Source organism: Klebsiella sp. CD33 (genome assembly GCF_051992865.1).
In the GTDB taxonomy this organism is placed as follows: domain Bacteria; phylum Pseudomonadota; class Gammaproteobacteria; order Enterobacterales; family Enterobacteriaceae; genus Klebsiella; species Klebsiella pneumoniae.
In genome coordinates, this window is sequence record NZ_CP197023.1 from 2,932,494 (window position 1) to 2,955,267 (window position 22,774).

Sequence of the window (22,774 nt, forward strand, 5' to 3'; positions counted from 1 at the left end):
ATACGCACCCGGTAACCGCATTATCCCTCAGGCTTGTTGAAGGCGGTGGTGAATGTCTATTAATCTTAATAAGATAGAGTTCAGCTCTATAATCAAACAGAAAATATGCGCCTGAAATTGTCATCTCTCCTGGCAGCCGTTTCCCTGCTGTGTGGGCCAGCTTTTGCCGCCCCTGCGCTCCCCGACCGCGCCGATATCCGCGATAGCGGTTTCGTCTATTGCGTCAGCGGCCAGGTTAATACCTTTAACCCGCAGAAAGTCAGCAGCGGCCTGATTGTCGATACGCTGGCCGCTCAGATCTACGATCGTCTGCTTGACGTCGATCCCTATACCTACCGGCTGGTCCCCGAGCTGGCGGAGAGCTGGGAAGTTCTCGATAACGGCGCCACCTACCGCTTTCACCTGCGCCGCCACGTCCCGTTTCAACGCACGGCGTGGTTTACCCCGACGCGGGACTTTAATGCCGATGACGTCATTTTTACCTTTGGCCGTATTTTTAACCGCGACCATCCGTGGCACAACGTCAACGGCAGCAGTTTTCCCTACTTCGACAGTCTGCAGTTTGCTGACAGCGTGGAGAGCGTCCGCAAGCTGGATAATCAGACCGTGGAGTTTCGCCTCAAGCGGCCGGACGCCTCGTTCCTCTGGCATCTGGCCACCCACTATGCGTCAATTACCTCTGCCGAATATGCCGCCCGCTTAACGCAGGACGACCGCCAGGAGCAACTGGATCGCCAGCCGGTTGGCACCGGCCCGTTCCAGCTATCCGATTACCGCTCCGGACAATATGTTCGCCTGCAGCGCCACCCCGGCTACTGGCGCGGCAAACCGTTGATGCCCCAGGTGGTGGTCGACCTTGGCTCCGGCGGCACCGGCCGCCTGTCGAAACTGCTGACCGGAGAATGCGACGTGCTGGCCTGGCCGGCCGCCAGCCAGTTGACGATCCTGCGTGACGACCCGCGCCTGCGCCTGACGCTGCGCCCGGGAATGAACATCGCCTGGCTGGCCTTCAACACCGCCAAGCCGCCGCTGGATAATCCTGAGGTGCGCCATGCCCTGGCGCTGGCGATTAACAACCAGCGCCTGATGCAGTCCATCTACTATGGCACCGCGGAGACGGCGGCGTCCATGCTGCCGCGGGCCTCGTGGGCCTACGATAATGACGCTAAAATTACCGAATATAATCCGCAGGAGGCCCGCGCCCGCCTGAAAGCCCTGGGGCTGGAAAACCTGACCCTCAAGCTGTGGGTGCCCACCAGCTCGCAGGCGTGGAATCCCAGCCCGCTGAAAACGGCGGAGCTTATCCAGGCGGATATGGCGCAGATTGGCGTTAAGGTGATTATTGTGCCAGTAGAGGGACGTTTCCAGGAGGCGCGCCTGATGGACATGAGCCACGACCTGACGCTCTCCGGCTGGGCGACGGACAGTAACGATCCGGACAGTTTCTTCCGACCGCTGCTGAGCTGCGCGGCCATCGCCTCGCAAACCAACTTTGCCCACTGGTGTAACCGGGAGTTTGACGACGTGCTGCAAAAAGCGCTGCTCTCGCAGCAGCTCTCCTCGCGGATGGACGCTTACAAAGAGGCGCAGCGGATCCTCGCCCGCGAACTGCCGGTCCTGCCGCTGGCCTCGTCGCTGCGGCTGCAGGCCTACCGCTATGATATGAAAGGCCTGGTGCTCAGCCCTTTCGGTAACGCTTCGTTCGCTGGCGTATCGCGGGAAAATACCGAAGAGGTGAAGAAGCCATGATTATTTTTACCCTGCGCCGTCTGCTGCTGCTGCTAATCACTCTCTTTTTTCTGACCTTTGTCGGTTTCAGCCTGAGCTATTTCACCCCTCATGCCCCACTGCAGGGCGCTTCCCTGTGGAATGCGTGGCTGTTCTGGTTTGAAGGGGTGCTGCACTGGGATTTCGGCGTATCCAGCATTAACGGCCAGCTGATTTCTGAGCAGTTGCGCGAGGTTTTCCCGGCGACCATGGAGCTGTGCATCCTCGCCTTCGGCTTTGCCCTGCTGATAGGCATTCCGGTGGGGATGATCGCCGGCGTAATGCGCAATAAATGGCCCGATACCCTGATCAGCGCCGTCGCGCTGGTCGGTTTCTCGATCCCGGTCTTCTGGCTGGCGCTGCTCCTGACCCTCTTCTTTTCCCTGAACCTCGGCTGGCTTCCGGTCTCCGGTCGCTTCGATCTGCTGTATGAGGTGAAAAACGTCACCGGTTTCGCGCTGATCGACGCCTGGCTTTCGGACTCGCCGTGGCGCCATGAGATGATCGTCAGCGCCGCCCGGCATATGGTGCTGCCGGTATTGACCCTGGCGGTCGCCCCCACCACTGAAGTGATCCGCCTGATGCGCATTAGCACCAGCGAGGTGTATGACACTAACTATGTAAAAGCGGCCGCCACCCGCGGCGTGTCGCGACGCAAAATTCTACTGCGCCATGTGCTGCACAACGCCCTGCCGCCGGTGATCCCGCGTCTCGGCCTGCAGTTTTCCACCATGCTCACCCTGGCGATGATCACTGAGATGGTGTTCAGCTGGCCTGGACTGGGCCGCTGGCTGATCAACGCCATTCGCCAGCAGGACTACGCGGCGATCTCCGCCGGAGTGATGGTGATTGGCGCGCTGGTGATTATTGTCAACGTGATTTCCGATATTCTCGGTGCCATGGCTAACCCACTGAAACATAAGGAATGGTATGCCCTACGATAGCGTTTATCTGGAAAAGCGTCCGCCCGGCGCGCTGCGCACCGTATGGCGTAAGTTCTATGGCGACACCACGGCGATGATCGGTCTGTACGGCTGCGCGGGCCTGCTGCTGCTCTGCGTCTTCGGCGGCTGGTTCGCTCCCTACGGCATCGACCAGCAGTTCCTCGGCTACCAGCTGTTGCCGCCGTCGTGGTCGCGCTATGGCGAAGTCTCCTTCTTTCTGGGAACCGATGACCTCGGCCGCGATGTGCTGAGCCGACTGCTGAGCGGCGCGGCGCCCACCGTCGGCGGCGCTTTTGTCGTCACCCTCGGCGCCACGCTGTTTGGTCTGGTGCTGGGTGTGATTGCCGGATCGACCCACGGCCTGCGCTCGGCGGTGATGAACCATATCCTCGACACCCTGCTCTCCATCCCCTCGCTGCTGCTGGCGATTATCGTCGTCGCCTTTGCCGGGCCGCATCTGAGCCATGCGATGTTCGCCGTCTGGCTGGCGCTGCTGCCGCGCATGGTGCGCTCCGTCTACAGCATGGTCCACGATGAGCTGGAGAAAGAGTACATCATCGCCGCCCGCCTCGATGGCGCCTCGACGCTGAATATTCTGCTGTTCGCCATCCTGCCCAATATCGCCTCCGGCCTGGTGACCGAGATCACTCGCGCCCTGTCGATGGCCATTCTGGATATTGCCGCGCTGGGCTTTCTTGATCTCGGCGCCCAGCTGCCTTCGCCGGAATGGGGAGCCATGCTGGGCGATGCGCTGGAGCTTATCTATGTGGCGCCGTGGACCGTGATGCTCCCCGGGGCGGCGATTATGCTCAGCGTACTGCTGGTCAACCTGCTGGGCGACGGTATTCGCCGGGCGATCATTGCCGGGGTAGAATAATGCCGTTACTCGATATTCGTCACTTAACCATTGAATTTAAAACCAGCGAAGGCTGGGTAAAAGCCGTCGATCGCGTCAGCCTGACGCTGACCGAAGGCGAAATCCGCGGCCTGGTGGGGGAATCCGGCTCCGGGAAAAGCCTTATTGCCAAAGCTATCTGCGGCGTGACCAAAGACAACTGGCGGGTCACTGCCGACCGCATGCGCTTCGATGACATTGACCTGCTGCGACTGTCGAACCGCGAGCGCCGGAAGCTGATCGGCCATAACGTGTCGATGATTTTTCAGGAGCCCCAGTCGTGCCTCGATCCCTCTGAGCGCATCGGCCAGCAGCTGATTCAGAGTATCCCCGGCTGGACCTACAAGGGCCGCTGGTGGCAACGGCTGGGCTGGCGCAAGCGCCGGGCCATCGAGCTGTTGCACCGCGTCGGCATTAAAGATCACAAAGATGCCATGCGCAGCTTCCCCTATCAGCTGACCGAGGGCGAGTGCCAGAAGGTGATGATCGCCATCGCCCTGGCCAACCAGCCGCGTCTGCTGATTGCCGACGAGCCGACCAACGCCATGGAGCCGACCACCCAGGCGCAGATTATTCGCCTGCTGACGCGGCTCAACCAGAACAACAACACCACCATCTTGCTGATCAGCCATGACCTGCAAATGCTCAGCAAATGGGCGGATAAAATCAACGTCATGTACTGCGGGCAGACGGTGGAGAGTGGGCCCAGCGAAGAGCTGATCACCCTCCCACATCACCCCTACACCCAGGCGTTAATCCGCGCGATCCCGGATTTCGGTAGCGCCATGCCGCATAAAAGTCGCCTCAACACCCTGCCTGGAGCGATCCCACTACTGGAGCAGTTGCCTATCGGCTGTCGGCTGGGGCCGCGCTGCCCGTACGCCCAGCGCGAGTGTATCGAAACGCCGCGTCTTACCGGGGCGCGCAACCATCTGTACGCCTGTCATTTCCCGTTGAACATGGAGAAAGAGTGAAATGGTCGAAACATTGCTGGAAGTTCGCCAACTCAGTAAGACCTTTCGCTACCGCACCGGCTGGTTTCACCGTCAGACGGTTGAGGCGGTTAAGCCGCTGAGTTTTACCCTGCGTGAACGGCAGACGCTGGCGATTATCGGCGAGAACGGCTCCGGGAAATCGACCCTCGCGAAGATGCTGGCGGGCATGGTGGAACCCACCAGCGGCGAACTGCTGATTGACGATCATCCGCTGACTTTTGGGGATTACTCCTACCGCAGCCAGAAGATTCGCATGATCTTTCAGGATCCGTCGACCTCGCTGAACCCGCGCCAGCGCATCTCGCAGATCCTCGATTTTCCGCTGCGATTGAATACCGATCTCGACGCCGAGGCGCGGCAGAAGCAGATAATCGACACCCTGCGCATGGTTGGTCTGCTGCCGGACCACGTCAGCTACTACCCCCATATGCTGGCGCCCGGTCAGAAGCAGCGTCTCGGCCTCGCCAGGGCGCTGATCCTGCGCCCGAAGGTTATCGTCTGCGATGAGGCGCTGGCCTCGCTGGATATGTCGATGCGCTCCCAGCTTATCAACCTGATGCTGGAGCTGCAGGAGAAACAGGGCATCTCCTATATCTATGTCACTCAGCACCTGGGAATGATGAAACACATCAGCGATCAGGTGCTGGTGATGCATAACGGCGAAGTGGTCGAGCGCGGCAGCACTGCCGATGTGCTGGCCTCGCCGCTGCACGACCTGACCCGGCGCCTGATCGCCGGCCACTTCGGGGAAGCCCTCACCGCCGACGCCTGGCGCAAAGACGGGAAATAGCTGGCAGGCAACGGCAGGGGCGGCCCTCACGCCGCCCTTGTCATTCAGGTAGAAGGGAAAAGACTCTGCGCTGGCAGCGACCGGCGGTCAAAGCGGCGCAGCGCGTAGTAAAGAACCCCGGTGCCAAACCAACCTATTATCCATGAGACATCGTTACCGGCGAAGATCCACGTGAGCGAACCATGGAACAACGGGTTCTCAATGAACGGCAACTGGATAAGCACACCGACGATATACAGGGTGATCGCGTACAGGTTCCAGAACCCGTAGCGTTGCTGCGGGTCGCTTAGCGCCGGAATATCGATGGCGCCCTTCGAGATAAGATAATAATCCGTCAGACAGATGGCGCTCCACGGCACGAAGAACGCCAGCAGAAACAGAAGAAAATGCGTGAAATGCTTTAAGAAAGCGGGTTCGCTAAGCAACGCGATAATGCAGGAAGCCGTCACCATCAGCACCACGAATGCAATGCGACACTTTTGCGACAGCACGGTTTGCCGGCTGAAGGCGGAAACAATGGTGGTCAGCGACATAAAGCTGCCGTACGCATTGAGGGTAGTGAAGGTAATTTTACCAAAACAGATGGCGAAATAGATAACCATGGCCATCGCCTGACTCTTACCTAATCCCACCAGATAGCTCACCTCATGACCAGGGAACGCGCTGCCGGCAATGGCCGCTGTCAGAACCCCGAGCGTCATCGACGTTTGGGTACCCAATACGGTGCCGAAAAACACTGAGCACCACGTTTTCGTGGCGGAAACATCGCGTGGCAGGTAGCGCGAATAGTCGGATACATAGGGACAAAAAGCGATCTGCCACGATGAGGAGAGCGATACGGCTAATAAAAACGTCGGCAGCGAAAAATGGTTATTGTGCGCGAGCGCACTGAGATCGGCCGAAAGTAGCAGCGTGATGAACATATAAACGAAGGCGAGAATTCCGACGATACTCGCCAGTTTGCCCAGCTTGTGGATCACCTTATAACCGAGGACGGCGATAACGATAATAATCGCACTGAATATCAGCATCCCGGCTACGTGGCTGATATTCAGTAGTTTGGCCATTGCCTGCCCGGCCAATACGGTGCCGCTGGCAGAAAAACCGATATACATGACGCAAACCAGCACCAGCGGCACCACCGCGCCAAAAACCCCAAACTGGGCGCGGCTAAGGATCATTTGCGGAAGTCCCAGTCGCGGTCCCTGCAGCGCATGCAGAGACATCACCGCCGCCCCCAGCATCTGACCGACCAGAAGCCCGACCAGAGACCACACTACATCGCCGCCCAGCACAACGGCTAAAGCGCCAGTGACAATCGCCGTAATTTGCAGATTGCCGCCAAACCAAAGGGTGAACTGGCTAAAAGGGTGTCCATGCCGTTCGCTTTCCGGGATGTAATCAATCGACCGCCTTTCACTCATTCCAGCATAATTGCTCTTTGACTGCCCGTCTGTAGACGAAAACGAAGACATAGGTTCCTCACTCAAGTTATTAATATCACCTCACTCAATCGTTCTTGTATATACAAGCATTGACAACTCAGCGCCTTGCATGCACTCTCATTTTGTGACGAATATGTAAAATATTTGTATTGCAGAAAGTTACTAAACTAGCTCAAGGCGGTGCTTATTGTTGACGCCGGAAGCGATTAACTAAGGTATGCTGCCCATGATGGTCCCTTTTCAACTTTCGACGCTCCCCGTCACGCCGTGGAAAAACGGTGGCGGAGAGACGCGCGAAATCATCTGCGTACCCGCTCCAGATGCCCCTTTTCTCTGGCGAGCGAGTATTGCCACCCTGCAGGCGGATGGCCCTTTCTCCCCCTTTCCTGGCGTCGACCGGGTCATTACTCTGCTGGCGGGGCAGCCGCTACGGCTGTGTGGCGAGAATATCGACCAACCGCTGGCGCTCTGGCAGCCGTGGGCTTTCCCCGGCGAATGGGCGCTGTCCAGCGTCGGGATCGTTGCGCCAGGGCTGGACTTCAATATCATGACTCAGCGCGGGCGCGCGTCGGCGACAGTTCAGGTCGTTAGCGACCTGCAATGCCCTGCCAGCGAGGGGGTAGCTTATGTTCTACAAGGCGAGTGGGATCTGGCCGGGCGACGCTGCGCGGCCGGCAGCGGCCTCTGCTGGCGCGGTGGATCCCCGCGGAATCTGCGTCCCCTGGGCAGCAATGGACGCCTGCTGCTGGCGGAGATCGCGCTCAAATAATCGTCAGGAGAGATGATATACTGCAGCTATCGCGATGTACTTTTGCCCCGCGCGGCGCGGACCGGCTGAAAAATATCGTGACACAAGGGGTCGTCAGTGGGATATAATTCCCGGCTAAATTTGAGTTATTTTGAAATAACAATGTTAACGTTATGATTGTTAAAGTAAAAATAAGCAATAACGATAAGGATTAAAGCTATGGGTTTTCTTTCCGGTAAGCGCATTTTGATCACTGGCGTCGCCAGCAAACTGTCCATCGCCTACGGCATCGCGCAGGCAATGCACCGCGAAGGCGCGGAACTGGCATTCACCTATCAGAATGAGAAACTGAAAGGTCGCGTAGAAGAGTTTGCTGCCGCGCTGGGTTCTGACATTGTGCTGCCGTGCGACGTTGCTGAAGATGAGAGCATCACCGCGCTGTTCACCGAGCTGGAAAAAGTCTGGCCAAAATTCGATGGTTTCGTCCACTCAATCGGTTTTGCCCCGGCTGACCAGTTAGACGGCGACTACGTTGACGTTGTCACTCGCGACGGCTTTAAAATCGCGCACGACATCAGCGCTTACAGCTTCGTGGCAATGGCCAAAGCCTGCCGCGGCATGCTGAACCCGGGTTCGGCTCTGCTGACGCTCTCCTACCTGGGCGCAGAGCGCGCGATCCCGAACTATAACGTGATGGGTCTGGCCAAAGCCTCTCTGGAAGCTAACGTCCGCTATATGGCTAACGCCATGGGTCCGGAAGGCGTTCGCGTCAATGCCATCTCTGCCGGTCCTATCCGTACGCTGGCCGCGTCCGGTATTAAAGATTTCCGTAAAATGCTGGCGCACTGCGAAGCGGTCACCCCGATCCGTCGCACCGTCACCATTGAAGATGTGGGTAACAGCGCAGCCTTCCTGTGCTCCAACCTGTCTGCGGGGATCTCCGGTGAAGTCGTTCACGTTGACGGCGGGTTCAATATCGCCGCCATGAACGAGCTGGAACTGAAATAAGTTCCTTCCCCTCCTCGCCCCGGTGAGGAGGGTTCTTCCCTCCCCCACGCCTTACGCCCCACCTGTTATTCCAATCGGCTATTTGTTAGCACGTATCAATATTTTCTCCTGCTTCCGGGTTACGCCAGGATAGTTCTGCATAAACGATCCGCGGAACGGCGGTTCGCCACATACCGAACAAGGAAAGCCCATGGAGCCACGCCGCGTGAATGGCAAAAATCACTGGTATCACGAAACCCAGTCAACAATCTGCCCGGTGGATGTCCTGCCGCTCGTCCCTGAAGCCGCCCATGTTGAAGACCGCTTTTTGCTGGACCTGACGCTGCCGGCCGCCTGGCTACGTGCCCACGCTGACTGGCTACACCCCGCACGCCAGCTGGCCGAACTGCTGTTTCCCGACCAGGTGGCGGTGAGTCGCCTGCAGACCTTTACCGCTTACGATCGACTCAGCACCGCGCTCACCGTCGCCCAGGTCTACGGCGTCCAGCGGCTGTGTAACCACTACGCCGCCCGCCTTGCTCCCCTGCCAGGCCCCGATTCCTCGCGCGAGAGCAACCGTCGTCTGGCGCAAATCACGCAATATGCTCGTCAGCTTGCCGGTTCGCCCTCGGTTATTAACGCTCTCTCCCGTAGCCAGCTGGACGAAGTGGGCTTAACCAGTCGGGACATTATTCTGTTCAACCAGATTATCGGATTCGTCGGCTTCCAGGCGCGGGCGATTGCCGTCCTGCAGGCGGCCCAGGGCTTTCCGGTGCGCTGGATCCCCGGTATGCCCCAGCAAGAGGAGGCACCCGCGGAACTGTTCGCCCCGCCGCCGGGAGCATGGCAGGTAGACATTGCGGATCCCGACCTGCAGTATGCCGATGATGAGCGTCAGCGGCGCATCGCCGGCTGGCAGTCGCTGCCCGGTCTGGGCGAGCTGGCGCCGCTGCTGGCCTGCGACCCACAGTTATTCGCGCCTCTGAAGACCTTGATCCGCCAGCTCAGCACGGATGATACCTTTGGCCCGCAGGTCGCCTTACTCACGGCGCGCACCAATGGCAGCCCCACCTGTTTTGACGCCTGGCTCCCCCACTGGCAGGGTGAAGAGGAGTTCGCCAGCCATCTGCGGGAGGGCGACCAGGCCCTCCATCACTGGCTCCAGCAGCATCCTCAGGCCCGGTCTCTCGTGACCGCGGTGCAGCTGTTAACCCGCTCGCCTGACCGGTTTAGCGCCGCCCAGTTAACGCCCCTCGCGGAATATCGACTCTCTGAGCAACAAGCAATCGATCTGTTGATCTGGAGCGGGCTGTGCGGATGGATGAATCGTCTGAAAATCGCCCTCGGCAATGTGCGTCAGCAGACGTAAATTGCTGAAACAGCGCTTGCTGCGGCAGGCATATTCGCGTAAAAATGTCAGCCGCTCTTTTAGCCACGAAAATACCTAATTATGTTTCAGGATAACCCGCTGCTAGCGCAGCTTAAACAGCAACTGCATTCCCAGACGCCGCGCGCGGAAGGGGTCGTTAAGGGCACGGAAAAGGGCTTTGGCTTCCTCGAAGTGGACGCTCAGAAGAGCTACTTCATTCCGCCGCCGCAGATGAAAAAAGTGATGCATGGCGACCGTATCGTCGCGGTGATCCATTCTGAAAAAGAACGCGAAAGCGCCGAGCCGGAATCGCTGGTTGAGCCCTTCCTGACTCGTTTTGTCGGTAAAGTCCAGAAGAAAGACGATCGCCTCGCTATCGTTCCTGACCATCCGCTGCTGAAAGACGCCATTCCCTGCCGCGCCGCCCGCGGCGTTGAGCACGATTTTAAACAGGGTGACTGGGCCGTCGCCGAGATGCGCCGTCATCCATTAAAAGGCGACCGCGGATTTTACGCCGAGTTGACCCAGTTCATCACTTTTAGCGACGACCACTTCGTCCCATGGTGGGTAACCCTGGCGCGCCATAATCTTGAGAAAGAGGCACCGGACGGCGTCGCCACCGAGATGCTCGACGAGGGGCTGACGCGCCGCGACCTAACCGCCCTCGACTTCGTCACCATTGACAGCGCCAGCACCGAAGATATGGACGATGCGTTGTATGCCGAGTCCACTGCTGATGGCAAACTGCTGCTGACGGTCGCCATTGCCGACCCGACCGCCTGGATTGCCGAAGGCAGCAAGCTGGATAACGCCGCAAAAGTGCGCGCCTTTACCAACTATCTGCCGGGCTTCAACATTCCAATGCTGCCGCGCGAGCTGTCGGACGACCTCTGCTCCCTGCGCGCTAACGAAGTGCGCCCGGTGCTGGCCTGCCGGATGACTCTGGCGGCCGATGGCACCATCGAAGACAATATCGAGTTCTTTGCCGCCACCATCGAATCGAAAGCCAAGCTGGCCTATGACGACGTCTCTGACTGGCTGGAAGGCCGCGGCAGCTGGCAGCCGGACAGCGAGGCGATCGCGCAGCAAATTACGCTGCTGAAGGACGTGTGCCAGCGTCGTAGCGAATGGCGTCAGACCCATGCGCTGGTGTTCAAAGACCGTCCGGACTACCGTTTTGTTCTCGGCGAAAAAGGCGAAGTGCTGGATATCGTCGCGGAACCGCGTCGCATTGCCAACCGCATTGTCGAAGAGTCGATGATCGCCGCCAACATCTGTGCCGCCCGCGTTCTGCGCGACAAGCTCGGCTTCGGCGTTTATAACGTTCATACCGGTTTCGACCCGGCGAATACCGAGCAGTTGGCCGCCCTGCTGAAAACCCATGATGTGCACGTCGACCCGACGGAAGTGCTCACCCTGGAAGGGTTCTGCAAGCTGCGCCGGGAACTGGACGCTCAGCCGACCGGTTTCCTCGACAGCCGCATTCGCCGCTTCCAGTCGTTTGCGGAAATCAGCACCGAGCCGGGCCCGCACTTTGGTCTTGGGCTTGAAGCCTATGCCACCTGGACCTCGCCGATCCGTAAGTATGGCGACATGATCAACCACCGTCTGCTGAAAGCCATCATTAAAGGCGAGACCATTGCGCGTCCCCAGGATGAAGCCACCGTGCAGATGGCGGAGCGCCGTCGTCTCAACCGGATGGCCGAGCGCGACGTCGCCGACTGGCTGTACGCCCGTTTCCTCAACGATAAAGCCGGGACCGATACCCGCTTCGCGGCGGAGATCATCGACGTCAGCCGCGGCGGGATGCGCGTGCGTCTGGTGGACAATGGCGCGGTCGCCTTTATTCCGGCCCCGTTCCTCCACGCCGTGCGCGACGAACTGGTGTGCAGCCAGGAGAACGGTACCGTGCAGATCAAAGGTGAAGTAGTCTATAAAGTGACTGACGTTATCGATGTCACTATCGCTGAAGTTCGCATGGAAACCCGCAGCATTATTGCGCGTCCGGCGGTCTGACGCCCCTTCACAGCGGTTCCTGCGGGAACCGCTGCTTCTTTCCTCTCTATCCAGCCATTTCCGTCGCACCGATTAAGGTTGTGCGTTTTTTTCGCTTCTCTTTTTCATTCATTTTTAGCATCATTGATTTCATTCGTTTTTGTTACCAGGATAATGCCATGTCAGATGTGAATGCCCACCTGCTCGCTCAACGTATCGATACCGTGCTGGATATTCTGGTTGCCGGTGATTACCATTCTGCGATCCATAATCTGGAGATCCTCAAAGCGGAGCTGCTGGCGCTGGCGGCGGACGATGCTGAACAACAAAACCAACCCAAGGCGCCCTGGGAAATCTGAATATCAGCCATGCCGCAGCCGGCCATATGGACCGGTTGCTCGCCATATAGCCCCCTAACAGTGATGTTGCTATGAACGCCCGACAACAAAGTATTTTGCAAGTGGTCATCGATAAAGGCCGCATGAGCGTCGCCGATCTGGCGAAGATGACCGGTGTCTCTGAGGTTACTATTCGTCAGGATTTGAATTTGCTGGAAAAGCAGAGCTATTTGCGCCGTACTCATGGCTATGCCGTACCGCTGGACAGCGAAGATGTCGAAACCCGCATGATGACCCATTTCGCCATTAAGCGTGAGCTGGCCAGCCGGGCTGCGGCGCTAGTGAATACCGGTGAAACGGTATTTATCGAAAACGGCAGCAGCAATGCCCTGCTGGCGCGTACGCTGGCCGAGCGCGGCGATATCACCATCATTACCGTCAGCAGCTATATCGCCCATCTGCTGAAAGAGACGCCAGGAGAGGTGATCCTGCTGGGCGGAATTTATCAGAAACGCAGTGAGAGTATGGTCGGTCCGCTAACCCGTCAGTTCATCCAGCAGGTGCATTTCAGCAAAGCCTTCATCGGGATCGACGGTTGGCAGGCGGAAACCGGCTTTACCGGCCGCGATATGATGCGTGCGGACGTGGTGAACGCCGTGCTGGAGAAGCATTGTGAGGCAATTATTCTTAGCGACAGTTCAAAATTCAGCGCGGTACATCCCTATCCGCTCGGTCCCGCCGGCCGCTTTAATCGCGTTATTACCGACGATCGCTTACCGGACGCCTGTCGCGAACAATTGCTCCGCAGCGGCCTGACCGTCGATATCGTGCCCTACATCTGATCCTCCGCCGCCCCATCTCCTGCCAAAGCGCCGGAAGGGGCGCTTTATCGCTCTGAGAGTATTCCGAGCCGCTAATTAAGACTTTTTACCTGACGATAAATTTTAAAAAAAGTAAAATTATTATTAGCGATATAACAGGAAGTGACTATCACCTGCGTGATTTTCGTGACACCTGCGCACCTTAACTTCATGGAATTGCCCTAAAGCTGCTTTATCAGGCTATGCTTAGAGGAGCGCTGTAATCCATGAATAGATTATTCAGGAGAAAAAAAATGATGACTTCAACGAGCAAAAAAATGGCTGCTGTCGTTCTGGCTGTCACTGTAGCAATGTCTCTGAGCGCTTGCTCTAACATGTCTAAACGCGATCGTAACACGGCTATCGGTGCTGGCGCCGGCGCTATCGGTGGTGCGGTGTTAACTGACGGTAGCGCGCTCGGTACCCTGGGTGGCGCAGCAGTCGGTGGTATTATTGGTCACCAGGTCGGAAAATAATTTAATTATCTGACGAAATAAAAGAATAATTCACACGAATTGACTTACGCACGTTAAATCATTCAAGGCCGCGGCATTTACCGCGGCCTTGTTATTTCAACCAGACCATTGGAGCAGAGGGAAAATAGCGATCAGCCACCGGCTAACTTGACCTTCATCCCTTTCGCCTCAAGCAGCGACTTGAGTAAATCCCGCTTATCGCCCTGGATCTCGATCACGCCATCTTTCACCGCGCCGCCGCAGCCGCACTTTTTTTTCAACTCTGCCGCCAGAGCGGTTAGCGCAGCATCATCGGCATCAATCCCGCTAATCAGACAGACGCCTTTGCCCTTGCGGCCGCTGGTCTGGCGCTGGATCCGCACAATGCCGTCGCCTTTCGGGCGCAACGGCGCCGGTTTCGCCTCGTCGATACGCCCGGTTTCGGTGGAGTAGACCAGACGGCTGTTGGAATCGCTCATTATGCCCCCTTGCGCAGAGAATCGTTGATCGCCCGCAGCGTCGCGGCTGGATCCGCCGACTGAGTAACCGGGCGACCAATCACCATATAGTCTACCCCAGCTTCCTGAGCCTGCTCAGGAGTCATAATTCGCCGCTGATCGCCAGCGTCGCTGCCCTGCGGACGAATCCCCGGGGTCACCAGCTTAAACGCCTGCCCCAGCTCATGCTTAAAGCGCACAGCCTCCTGGGCTGAACACACCACCCCATCAAGGCCGCAGCGTTGGGTCAGCGCCGCCAGCTTCGCCGCGTAGTCAGCCGGAGATAAGGTAATGCCCAGATCCTGTAGATCGCTGGACTCCATGCTGGTGAGTACCGTGACAGCGATCAGCAGCGGCGCATCTTTGCCAAACGGCAGCAGCGCTTCGCGCGCGGCGGTCATCATTCGCGCGCCGCCGGAAGCATGGACATTCACCATCCATACGCCCAGCTCAGCCGCTGCGGCCACCGCGCGGGCGGTGGTGTTGGGAATATCGTGAAACTTAAGGTCCAGGAACACCTCAAACCCACGCTGATGCAGATCGCGGACAAACTGCGGGCCCAGCAGGGTGAACATCTCTTTGCCCACCTTCAGGCGGCAGTCGCGCGGGTCGATGCGGTCGACAAATGCCAGCGCTTTATCGCGATTATCATAGTCGAGCGCAACCACAACGGGAGAGGATGTGACAGCGCGGGAAGATGGGATAGCTGTAGACGTCATGACCAGACCTTAGTGTTGATGGGCGCCGGGGTGGCGCAAAAAAGGTAAACGGGCAGCATTCTACCTGTGAAGCGAACAAAATAACAGACTGCCGTACCTGCCCTGACCGGACGATGGCGCTGCCGGGGCCGCGCCTGGAGAGGAGTGAAGCCATAAGTATGTTGTAACTAACGGAGGCCTTTTTTTTGGCTTTACTGGCCGTCGAGACCGCGAATGGGTTTAATGGTCGCCCACGAGCGGCAGGACGGACAATGCCAGTAGAGTGTATGAGCGGTAAACCCGCATTTCTGGCAGCGATAGCGTGGTTTGCTGCGCACCTGCTCACCAACCATGTTTCGCAGCACCCCAAGGCTTTCTTTCGCCCGCCCTTCTTCCGCTTCGTTGAGATGGTAGTCCATCAGCTTATGGAAGACGCGCATGGTCGGGTGGCGTTCCAGCTGCCGGGTGACGTAGTTTTGCGCCGCTTCGACGCCTTCCCGCTGCTCAAGGATCTGCGCCAGCATCAGTTCGGCGGTCGCCCCGGCGTTCTCCTCCACGCAGCGGCGCAGAAAAACTTCCCATTCATCGGTTTTGCCGAGCTGCTGGTAGCAGGTCTGCAGCATCTCCAGCGTTTCACCCACCAGCTCTTTATCCTGATCGATAACCCGCTCGAGGCTCTCCACCGCTTTGGCGTAGTCGCCCTTTTCCATCCACACCCGGCCCATCATGATCGATACCCGGGCGCTGTTGCGGTCCGCGGCTGCGCCTTTTCTCAACAACGCCATCGCTTTATCCAGATCGTTGGCTGCCATCTGCTGCAGGGCCAGTTCGCACCAGAAGTTGGCGATTTCGCCACGATGTTTCTCTTTCCCCAGTTTCACCAGCCGTTCAGCCACTTCAATAGCCGACTGCCAGTCGCTAGTCGCCTGGTAAATCTGCAGCAGTTGCTGCAGCGCGCCGAGGCGGAAATCGGTCTCATCCACCAGCTGTTTGAACATGTCTTCCGCGCGGTCATACAGTCCGGCGGCCATATAATCCCGTCCCAGCTGCTGCACCGCCAACAGGCGCTGATCGTAGGTTAACGACGCGCTTTCCATCAGGCTCTGGTGAATTCGGATCGCGCGGTCGACTTCGCCGCGCGAACGGAACAAATTACCGAGCGTCAGGTGCGCCTCAACGGTACCGGTATCCTCTTTCAGCATATCAAGGAACAGGTCGACGGCTTTATCCTGCTGGTTGCTGAGCAGGAAGTTAACCCCCGCCACGTAATCTCGCGACAGGCGGCTCGCATCGTCCTGTTTGGACTGTTGTGCACTTCTGCGCCCCATGTACCAGCCGTAAGCGGCGGCAACGGGTAAAAGCAGAAACAACAACTCCAGCATAAGAGGTTATTCCTTCACCGCAGGCACGCCTGCGTCGACAGCCGCCGGGCTGACGGGGGCAATCTGATGCTCAAGACGCTTAATTTTCCGCTCCGCGCGCGCCAGTGAGACACGCACCCGCAGCCAGAACAGGCCGCAGATCAGCCAGCCAATGGCAAAGCCCGCGGCAAACAGCACCGCCAGCAGCGTCGATATGCGGAATTCACCCTGAGCGAGTAAATAGTTGAAAGTGACCTGTTGGTCATTCTGCGCCCCCAGCGTCACTGAAATGACGAAGATTGCTAACACCAGTAAGAAAATGAGTAAATATTTCACATGACTTCCCGTTATGTGGGTTGCGCGAAAAAAGCCCGCTTTCAGCCCTATAAAGTATCATTTTCGCCGCAGCGGTGGAATGAAAAAGCATGGCAACTCTTCAGGATATGCGGTCGGATGCCGCTAAAATCAACATTATTCCGCTTCAGGCATCCGTTTTTTAATATCCTGCGCCTCTTCTCCGGGCGGCGAGAGCGGCCCACAAAGGCGCTGCGTCAGCCAGCAGGCCACCGTGACCAGCAGCCAGGAGATCAGCGTGGCGACGATCAGATCCAGCGGCCAGTGCATGCCCAGCGCCAGGCGACTGCCCATCACCGCCGTCGCCCACACCAGCAGCACCGCGATTGTGCCCCAGCGGCGACGCGGCCACAGCAGCCCCGCAGCGAGTAACGCCCAGCTGGCGGCAAACATGGTGTGACCTGACGGGAAAGCAAACCCCGTCTCCTTCTGCCAGTGTTTGCGTAAAAATGACGGAATGTCCTGCGCCTGCGCCAGCTGTTCATGCACCAGTTTAGCGCGTTCTTTACGCTTTAACGCGTAGAATTGCGTCACCGGCACCTGCCTTGTGTTTTCCAGCCAGATGACGAACGGTCTCGGCTCCTGGACCCGCGCCTTGACCCAGGATTTCGCCCCCTGTCCCGCCAGGATAGCGGCGGCAAGGATAAGGAACAGGATCAACGCCGCGCGCAGGCGAAAGCGCAGACACCAGAGGAACCAGCCGCAAAGCACGACATGAGTGATAATTCCCCACGGCTGGGTCACCGTTTCCGTCACCCACCACAGGCTTTTCAACATGGCAACCGGCAGTCCAGGCTGCCACAGCCACCCGGAAAGCCAGACCGTGAGGGGCATAACCAGCAGCAGCGCCGCCGCGAGAGCAGTTCGTCGGGCTATCAACAGCATTTTCTCTCCTTCTCCTTGTAGATGAACATCATAGCGGAAAGTAGATCGTTTGTGCGCTTTCCACACGGCTAACCGTTCGCGATTAGGAGAACGTCCAGGCGTTGTGGCAAAATAGCGGGAAACAGAAAGCACAGTCAGGTGCTGACAGAATCTGGAGAATCACATGCAGCTTAAACGTGTGGCAGAAGCCAAACTGCCAACCCCCTGGGGCGATTTCCTGATGGTGGGTTTTGAAGAACTGGCAACCGGACAGGATCATGTCGCGCTGGTGTATGGCGATATATCAGGGCAGTCGCCGGTCCTCGCCCGCGTACATTCAGAGTGTTTGACGGGCGATGCCCTGTTTAGCCTGCGCTGTGATTGCGGCTTTCAACTGGAAGCGGCTCTGTCGCATATCGCTGAAGAAGGTCGGGGGATCCTGCTCTATCACCGCCAGGAAGGACGCAACATTGGTTTATTGAATAAGATCCGCGCCTACGCGCTGCAGGATCAGGGCTACGACACTGTCGAAGCGAACCATCAGCTTGGCTTCGCCGCCGATGAGCGCGATTTCACCTTGTGCGCCGACATGTTCAAATTGCTCAACGTTGAGCAGGTGCGGTTATTAACCAATAACCCGAAAAAAGTGGAAATTCTTACCGAAGCCGGGATCAACATTGTGGAGCGGGTGCCGCTGATCGTCGGGCGTAACCCGAAAAACGCTCACTATCTGGACACCAAAGCCGCCAAGATGGGCCATCTGCTGAACAGCAAGCCGACAGAATAAACCGGTGGAATAACCGAAAAAGGGCCAGCGATGCTGGCCCTTTGTTTCACAGCATATTACGAATAACGTAGTGCAGGATGCCGTCGTTGCGGTAGTAGGTGAGTTCGGTCGCCGTGTCGATACGGCACCGACAAGGGATCGCTTCCTGCGAGCCGTCAGCGCGAGTCAGGGTCACCGGCACCGTAGCGCCAGGCTGAAGCGACTGCAGATTACTGATATCAATCCGCTCTTCCCCGGTCAACCGCAGCGTTTTGCGGGTGACGCCCTGCGGGAACTCCAGCGGCAAAATGCCCATTCCGATCAGGTTGGAACGATGGATACGCTCGAAGGACTCGGCGATCACTACCCGAATCCCCAGCAGGCGCGGCCCCTTCGCCGCCCAGTCACGGCTGGAACCTGAGCCATACTCCTTACCGGCAATCACCGCCAGCGGTGTGCCCTCAGCCTTGTACAGCATCGCCGCATCGTAAATCGCCATCGGTTCAGGATCCGGCAGATGGCGGGTCATGCCCCCTTCCATCCCTGGGACCATTTCGTTACGGATGCGGATATTGGCGAAGGTGCCACGCATCATCACCTCATGGTTACCGCGACGGGAACCATAGGAGTTAAAGTCGCGCCGGGCAACCCCATGCTCCTGCAGATAGCGGCCTGCCGGACTATCGGCTTTAATGCTCCCCGCAGGCGAAATGTGGTCCGTGGTGACTGAGTCGCCCAGCATGGCGAGGATCCGCGCGCCGCGAATATCCTCTACCGGCAGCGGCTCGGCGCCCATCTCGTCAAAGAACGGCGACAAGCGAATATAGGTCGAGTCCTCCTGCCAGTCGTAGGTATCTGACGCCTCCACCTTGATCGCCTTCCACTCCTCAGTGCCGGAAAACACTTCCGCGTACTCTTTGCGGAACATCTCGGTGGAGACCTGTTCCACCGCGCGGGCAATCTCCTCCCCGCTCGGCCAGATATCTTTCAGATAGACCGGCTCGCCATTCTTGCCCTGTCCCAACGGCTCGCGGGTGAGGTCGATATTCATGTTCCCCGCCAGCGCATAGGCGACCACCAACGGCGGCGAGGCCAGCCAGTTGGTTTTCACCAGCGGATGAATACGCCCTTCGAAGTTACGGTTACCGGAGAGCACTGCCCCGACGGTCAGATCGCCTTTTTTGATCGCTTCTTCGATAGGTTCAGGCAATGGACCGGAGTTACCGATACAGGTGGTGCAACCATATCCCACCAGATTGAAGCCGAGCTGGTCGAGGTAAGGCGTCAGGTCGGCATGGGCCAGATAATCCGACACCACTTTCGAGCCTGGGGCCAGGGAAGCTTTCACCCACGGCTGCGGCTGCAGGCCGCGTTCGACGGCTTTTTTCGCCAGCAGGCCGGCGGCCATCAACACGCTGGGGTTAGAGGTATTGGTGCAGGAGGTAATCGCTGCAATAGCCACCGCGCCATCCGGTAGCGAATAGTGATGCCCGTTCAGCGTATAGTCAACCGGCTGACGCTGACGCTGAAGGTGGTTAACCTCCAGCTCGCCGCTGGCGGCGAAGGCTTTCGGAACATCGCCCAGCGCCACGCGATCCTGCGGTCGCTTCGGCCCGGCGAGGCTCGCTTCGACGCTGCTCATATCCAGCGCCAGGGTACTGGTAAAGACCGGCTCATCGCCAGGCTGGCGCCACATGCCCTGGGCTTTAGCGTAGGCTTCCACCAGCGCGACCTGTTCTTCGCTACGGCCGCTGAGACGCATATAGCTGAGCGTTACGTCATCGATAGGGAAAAAGCCACAGGTGGCGCCATACTCCGGCGCCATATTGGCGATGGTCGCCCTGTCGGCAAGGGGTAAGGTATCCAGGCCGTCACCGTAGAATTCAACAAACTTGCCGACGACGCCATGCTGACGCAGCATTTGGGTAACCGTCAGTACCAGGTCAGTGGCGGTGATGCCTTCGCGCAGTTTGCCGCTGAGCTTAAAGCCCACAACATCGGGGATCAGCATTGACACCGGCTGGCCCAGCATAGCGGCTTCCGCTTCAATCCCGCCCACGCCCCAGCCCAGCACGCCAAGACCATTAATCATGGTGGTATGGGAGTCGGTGCCCACCAGCGTATCCGGCCACGCCATCCACTGGCCGTTCACCTCCTCGCTCCAGACCGCCCGGCCAAGGTATTCCAGGTTCACCTGGTGGCAAATACCGGTGCCCGGCGGCACCACGCTGAAGCGGCTGAAGGCCTGCTGCCCCCAGCGCAGAAAAGCGTAGCGTTCGTGGTTCCGCTCCATTTCCAGGCGGACGTTGTCTTCGAAGGCCTCGTCGTCGCCGAAGCGGTCAACGGTCACCGAGTGGTCGATAACCAGGTCAACCGGCGATAGCGGATTAACCTTCGCCGTATCGCCGCCAAGGCGTTTCACCGCCTCGCGCATGGCGGCCAGATCCACTACCGCCGGCACGCCGGTAAAGTCCTGCATCAGGACGCGTGCCGGACGGTAGGCGATTTCCCGGTCGGCATGGGCCTGTTGCAGCCAGCCGGCCAGGGCGCGAATATCTTCTTCAGTTACCGAGTCACCGTCCTGCCAGCGCAGCAGGTTCTCCATCAGCACCTTCAGCGACTTAGGCAGTCGACTGATCTCGCCCAGCTGCTTCTCCGCCAACGGCAGACTGTAGTAATGCCAGGTTTTATCGTTGACCTGCAGCGTGTCCTTACTGGCTTCTCGTAGGGTTGACGACATAGCTCCTCCTTTATCTCAGGGATGGCATACCCTGATTCTCCTCAGGGTCTCCATTAAAGATAACACATACTGAGCATAACACTTTGATAACAACCCAAATTGCTAAATACGATGAGACAGAGAGAGAGGAAACGGGAATTATCCGAGAGCAGGCGAAATAGCACCAAAATAGTGCAAAGAGGGCGTATGCCGATATTGTATTAGTACACGAGGACAAAAAAAGAGCTAATCGGCCAGCTGGCAGTGATTAGCTCTGGTGAGTGATTTCAGGTTGGATGAATCCAGCGGCAAAATATATTCTCCCTGTATTGCCGGTCACTGATTTTATATTACAGTTTCCTTTCACTGTCATAAAAATGACATGTATCTACAACGATGACCTACAGCTTTAGCTGACAATCCAGATGTTGCAGATGGTGAGCGCGATGATGCTCCAGAACATCGCTAACCCTACCAACACTACGCCCCATACGCGACTACGCAGAACGGGATCGATTTCGGTTTTGTCATTCTCGTATGACATCGCCAGTTTCATGTAATCGATATTACTTATCATATTGTCACCACCAATTGCTCAAATCATCAGGTACAGATAAATCTTAATTATGGATAAAAGATTAATCCAGTGAATTTAGGCCTGATGGAATATATTTAACCGGTTATTTGATCGCGGCGGGCATAATGAAAAACGTGTTGCCAAAAATTATTAATTTTGTGATTGGTTCGAGGTTTAAGTTGTTAAATACAGTCCATCATAGTTAATGGCACTCCTCGCAGGGAGTGCCATTATTATTTTCAGGGTTATTTTTCCGGAAGTTTTATATCTTTGAACATCGCTTCAATATCTTCATTCGAGCGTAAAGCCACCGCGGTATCTACCACGTCCCTGGTCAAATGGGGAGCAAAACGTTGAATAAAATCATACATGTAGCTTCGTAAGAAGGTGCTACGGCGGAAACCTATCTTAGTGGTGCTGTGGCTGAAAATACCGTTCGCATCCAGCTTCACCAGATCCGGGTCAGAGACCGGATCCACCGCCATGCTGGCGATTACCCCTACCCCCAGCCCCAGGCGAACATAGGTTTTGATGACGTCGGCATCGGTGGCGGTAAAAACAATGCGCGGCGTCAGGCCCGCACGGTTAAACGCGGTATCCAGTTCGGAGCGGCCGGTAAAACCAAAGGTATAGGTTACCAATGGATACTGGGCCAGTTCCTCTATGGACACCGAGCCCTTGGTGGCCAGAGGATGCTCGGGGGTCACTACAATCGACCGGTTCCAGTGATAGCATGGCAGCATCACCAGATCGTCATACAGATGCAGCGCCTCGGTGGCGATGGCGAAATCGGCATTGCCTTTCGACACAGCCTCCGCAATCTGAGTCGGCGAGCCCTGATGCATATGCAGCGACACCCGCGGGTAGCGTTCAATAAACCCCTTGATCACTCCCGGTAACGCATAGCGCGCCTGGGTATGGGTGGTGGCGACGTAAAGAGACCCTTTGTCAGGCCAGGTATGCTCTCCGGCGACAGATTTGATGGCATCGACTTTCGACAGCACTTCGCGGGCGATGCGGATGATCTCCTGCCCGGCCGGCGTCACCTGGGTTAAGTGTTTACCGCTGCGGGCAAAGATCTGAATGCCCAGCTCATCCTCCAGCATGCGGACCTGCTTACTGATACCCGGCTGGGAGGTATAGAGCCCTTCGGCGGTGGATGAAACATTCAGGTTATGGTTAACCACCTCAACGATGTAGCGAAGCTGTTGTAGTTTCATGGCTGATATCCGTTTGCGCGTAAAATGAAGCCGCTTAATACACTTTACGTTCAGGCAACTTGTCGCCGATGAAGGCCCTGGGCTCCCGGCAGTTGGCCATAGTGGCGCCGCAATGCATCCTGAAAGCGAT

At 57.6% G+C, this 22,774-nt stretch carries 22 protein-coding genes; 13 read left to right on the top strand and 9 right to left on the bottom strand.

Features of this window, described 5'->3' with window-relative positions:
- Positions 1-105 precede the first annotated feature (105 nt).
- The 5 genes from sapA to sapF are packed head-to-tail and all read left to right on the top strand — an operon-like array spanning position 106 to position 5,391.
- Positions 106-1,749: an ABC transporter substrate-binding protein SapA gene (sapA, locus tag ACR809_RS14580; protein WP_002901817.1), complete on the top strand. Its 1,644-nt coding sequence runs from the start codon at positions 106-108 to the stop codon at positions 1,747-1,749.
- A complete protein-coding gene (gene sapB, locus ACR809_RS14585) occupies positions 1,746-2,711 on the top strand; it encodes a putrescine export ABC transporter permease SapB (protein ID WP_122051388.1) in 966 nt (321 codons plus the stop codon). The genes sapA and sapB overlap by 4 nt, the downstream gene beginning before the upstream one ends.
- Positions 2,698-3,588, top strand: a complete 891-nt coding sequence (gene sapC, locus ACR809_RS14590; RefSeq protein WP_004151901.1) for a putrescine export ABC transporter permease SapC — start codon at positions 2,698-2,700, stop codon at positions 3,586-3,588. Before sapB ends, sapC begins: the two co-directional genes overlap by 14 nt.
- A complete protein-coding gene (gene sapD, locus ACR809_RS14595; RefSeq protein WP_004140266.1) occupies positions 3,588-4,580 on the top strand; it encodes a putrescine export ABC transporter ATP-binding protein SapD in 993 nt (330 codons plus the stop codon). Before sapC ends, sapD begins: the two co-directional genes overlap by 1 nt.
- A gap of 1 nt (position 4,581) precedes the next feature.
- Complete coding sequence (gene sapF, locus ACR809_RS14600) at positions 4,582-5,391, top strand: putrescine export ABC transporter ATP-binding protein SapF (RefSeq protein ID WP_004140269.1); 810 nt, start codon at positions 4,582-4,584, stop codon at positions 5,389-5,391.
- Between the two features lie 44 nt (positions 5,392-5,435).
- Here the strand turns inward: sapF and ACR809_RS14605 are convergent, their stop codons facing one another.
- On the bottom strand, positions 5,436-6,815 hold the full coding sequence (locus ACR809_RS14605; RefSeq protein WP_162992551.1) for a purine-cytosine permease family protein: 1,380 nt from the start codon (positions 6,813-6,815) through the stop codon (positions 5,436-5,438).
- A gap of 247 nt (positions 6,816-7,062) precedes the next feature.
- Here ACR809_RS14605 and ACR809_RS14610 point away from each other — a divergent pair, with 247 nt between their 5' ends.
- From ACR809_RS14610 to osmB, 7 genes are all read left to right on the top strand, one after another.
- Complete coding sequence (locus ACR809_RS14610; protein ID WP_014907760.1) at positions 7,063-7,605, top strand: HutD/Ves family protein; 543 nt, start codon at positions 7,063-7,065, stop codon at positions 7,603-7,605.
- Positions 7,606-7,803: 198 nt separating this feature from the next.
- A complete protein-coding gene (gene fabI, locus ACR809_RS14615) occupies positions 7,804-8,592 on the top strand; it encodes an enoyl-ACP reductase FabI (RefSeq protein ID WP_004140277.1) in 789 nt (262 codons plus the stop codon).
- 190 nt (positions 8,593-8,782) lie between these two features.
- Entirely contained in the window at positions 8,783-9,940 is a 1,158-nt protein-coding gene (locus ACR809_RS14620) for a CMD domain-containing protein (protein ID WP_122051390.1), read from the top strand.
- 81 nt (positions 9,941-10,021) lie between these two features.
- On the top strand, positions 10,022-11,956 hold the full coding sequence (locus ACR809_RS14625; RefSeq protein ID WP_002901787.1) for an exoribonuclease II: 1,935 nt from the start codon (positions 10,022-10,024) through the stop codon (positions 11,954-11,956).
- Positions 11,957-12,114: 158 nt separating this feature from the next.
- Positions 12,115-12,294 carry a YciZ family protein gene (locus ACR809_RS14630; protein ID WP_002901786.1) on the top strand — a complete coding sequence of 60 codons (180 nt, stop codon included), beginning with the start codon at positions 12,115-12,117 and terminating at the stop codon, positions 12,292-12,294.
- A 71-nt stretch (positions 12,295-12,365) separates the two neighbouring features.
- A complete protein-coding gene (gene yciT, locus ACR809_RS14635) occupies positions 12,366-13,115 on the top strand; it encodes a DNA-binding transcriptional regulator YciT (RefSeq protein ID WP_002901785.1) in 750 nt (249 codons plus the stop codon).
- Positions 13,116-13,390: 275 nt separating this feature from the next.
- On the top strand, positions 13,391-13,609 hold the full coding sequence (gene osmB, locus ACR809_RS14640) for an osmotically-inducible lipoprotein OsmB (RefSeq protein ID WP_002901783.1): 219 nt from the start codon (positions 13,391-13,393) through the stop codon (positions 13,607-13,609).
- A 131-nt stretch (positions 13,610-13,740) separates the two neighbouring features.
- Here the strand turns inward: osmB and yciH are convergent, their stop codons facing one another.
- The 5 genes from yciH to pgpB all read right to left on the bottom strand — a co-directional run bounded on the left by yciH (position 13,741) and on the right by pgpB (position 17,383).
- Positions 13,741-14,067, bottom strand: a complete 327-nt coding sequence (gene yciH / locus ACR809_RS14645) for a stress response translation initiation inhibitor YciH (RefSeq protein ID WP_004190739.1) — start codon at positions 14,065-14,067, stop codon at positions 13,741-13,743.
- Positions 14,067-14,804, bottom strand: a complete 738-nt coding sequence (pyrF, locus tag ACR809_RS14650) for an orotidine-5'-phosphate decarboxylase (RefSeq protein WP_004151907.1) — start codon at positions 14,802-14,804, stop codon at positions 14,067-14,069. Before pyrF ends, yciH begins: the two co-directional genes overlap by 1 nt.
- A gap of 191 nt (positions 14,805-14,995) precedes the next feature.
- On the bottom strand, positions 14,996-16,165 hold the full coding sequence (gene lapB / locus ACR809_RS14655; protein ID WP_004140292.1) for a lipopolysaccharide assembly protein LapB: 1,170 nt from the start codon (positions 16,163-16,165) through the stop codon (positions 14,996-14,998).
- A 6-nt stretch (positions 16,166-16,171) separates the two neighbouring features.
- Complete coding sequence (locus tag ACR809_RS14660; protein ID WP_002901780.1) at positions 16,172-16,480, bottom strand: LapA family protein; 309 nt, start codon at positions 16,478-16,480, stop codon at positions 16,172-16,174.
- A 135-nt stretch (positions 16,481-16,615) separates the two neighbouring features.
- Positions 16,616-17,383, bottom strand: coding sequence for a phosphatidylglycerophosphatase B (gene pgpB / locus ACR809_RS14665; RefSeq protein WP_002901779.1), 768 nt, complete (start codon positions 17,381-17,383; stop codon positions 16,616-16,618).
- Positions 17,384-17,546: 163 nt separating this feature from the next.
- Between pgpB and ribA the strand changes: the two genes are divergently transcribed.
- On the top strand, positions 17,547-18,149 hold the full coding sequence (ribA, locus tag ACR809_RS14670; RefSeq protein WP_002901778.1) for a GTP cyclohydrolase II: 603 nt from the start codon (positions 17,547-17,549) through the stop codon (positions 18,147-18,149).
- Positions 18,150-18,195: 46 nt separating this feature from the next.
- Here ribA and acnA read toward each other — a convergent pair whose 3' ends face one another.
- The 3 genes from acnA to cysB form a co-directional block, all read right to left on the bottom strand.
- On the bottom strand, positions 18,196-20,868 hold the full coding sequence (acnA, locus tag ACR809_RS14675) for an aconitate hydratase AcnA (protein WP_122051391.1): 2,673 nt from the start codon (positions 20,866-20,868) through the stop codon (positions 18,196-18,198).
- Positions 20,869-21,256: 388 nt separating this feature from the next.
- Positions 21,257-21,424, bottom strand: a complete 168-nt coding sequence (locus ACR809_RS14680) for a YmiA family putative membrane protein (protein WP_002901776.1) — start codon at positions 21,422-21,424, stop codon at positions 21,257-21,259.
- A gap of 245 nt (positions 21,425-21,669) precedes the next feature.
- Positions 21,670-22,644 (bottom strand): HTH-type transcriptional regulator CysB, encoded by a 975-nt coding sequence (gene cysB, locus ACR809_RS14685; protein ID WP_002901772.1) that lies wholly within the window; start codon positions 22,642-22,644, stop codon positions 21,670-21,672.
- Positions 22,645-22,774 lie beyond the last annotated feature (130 nt).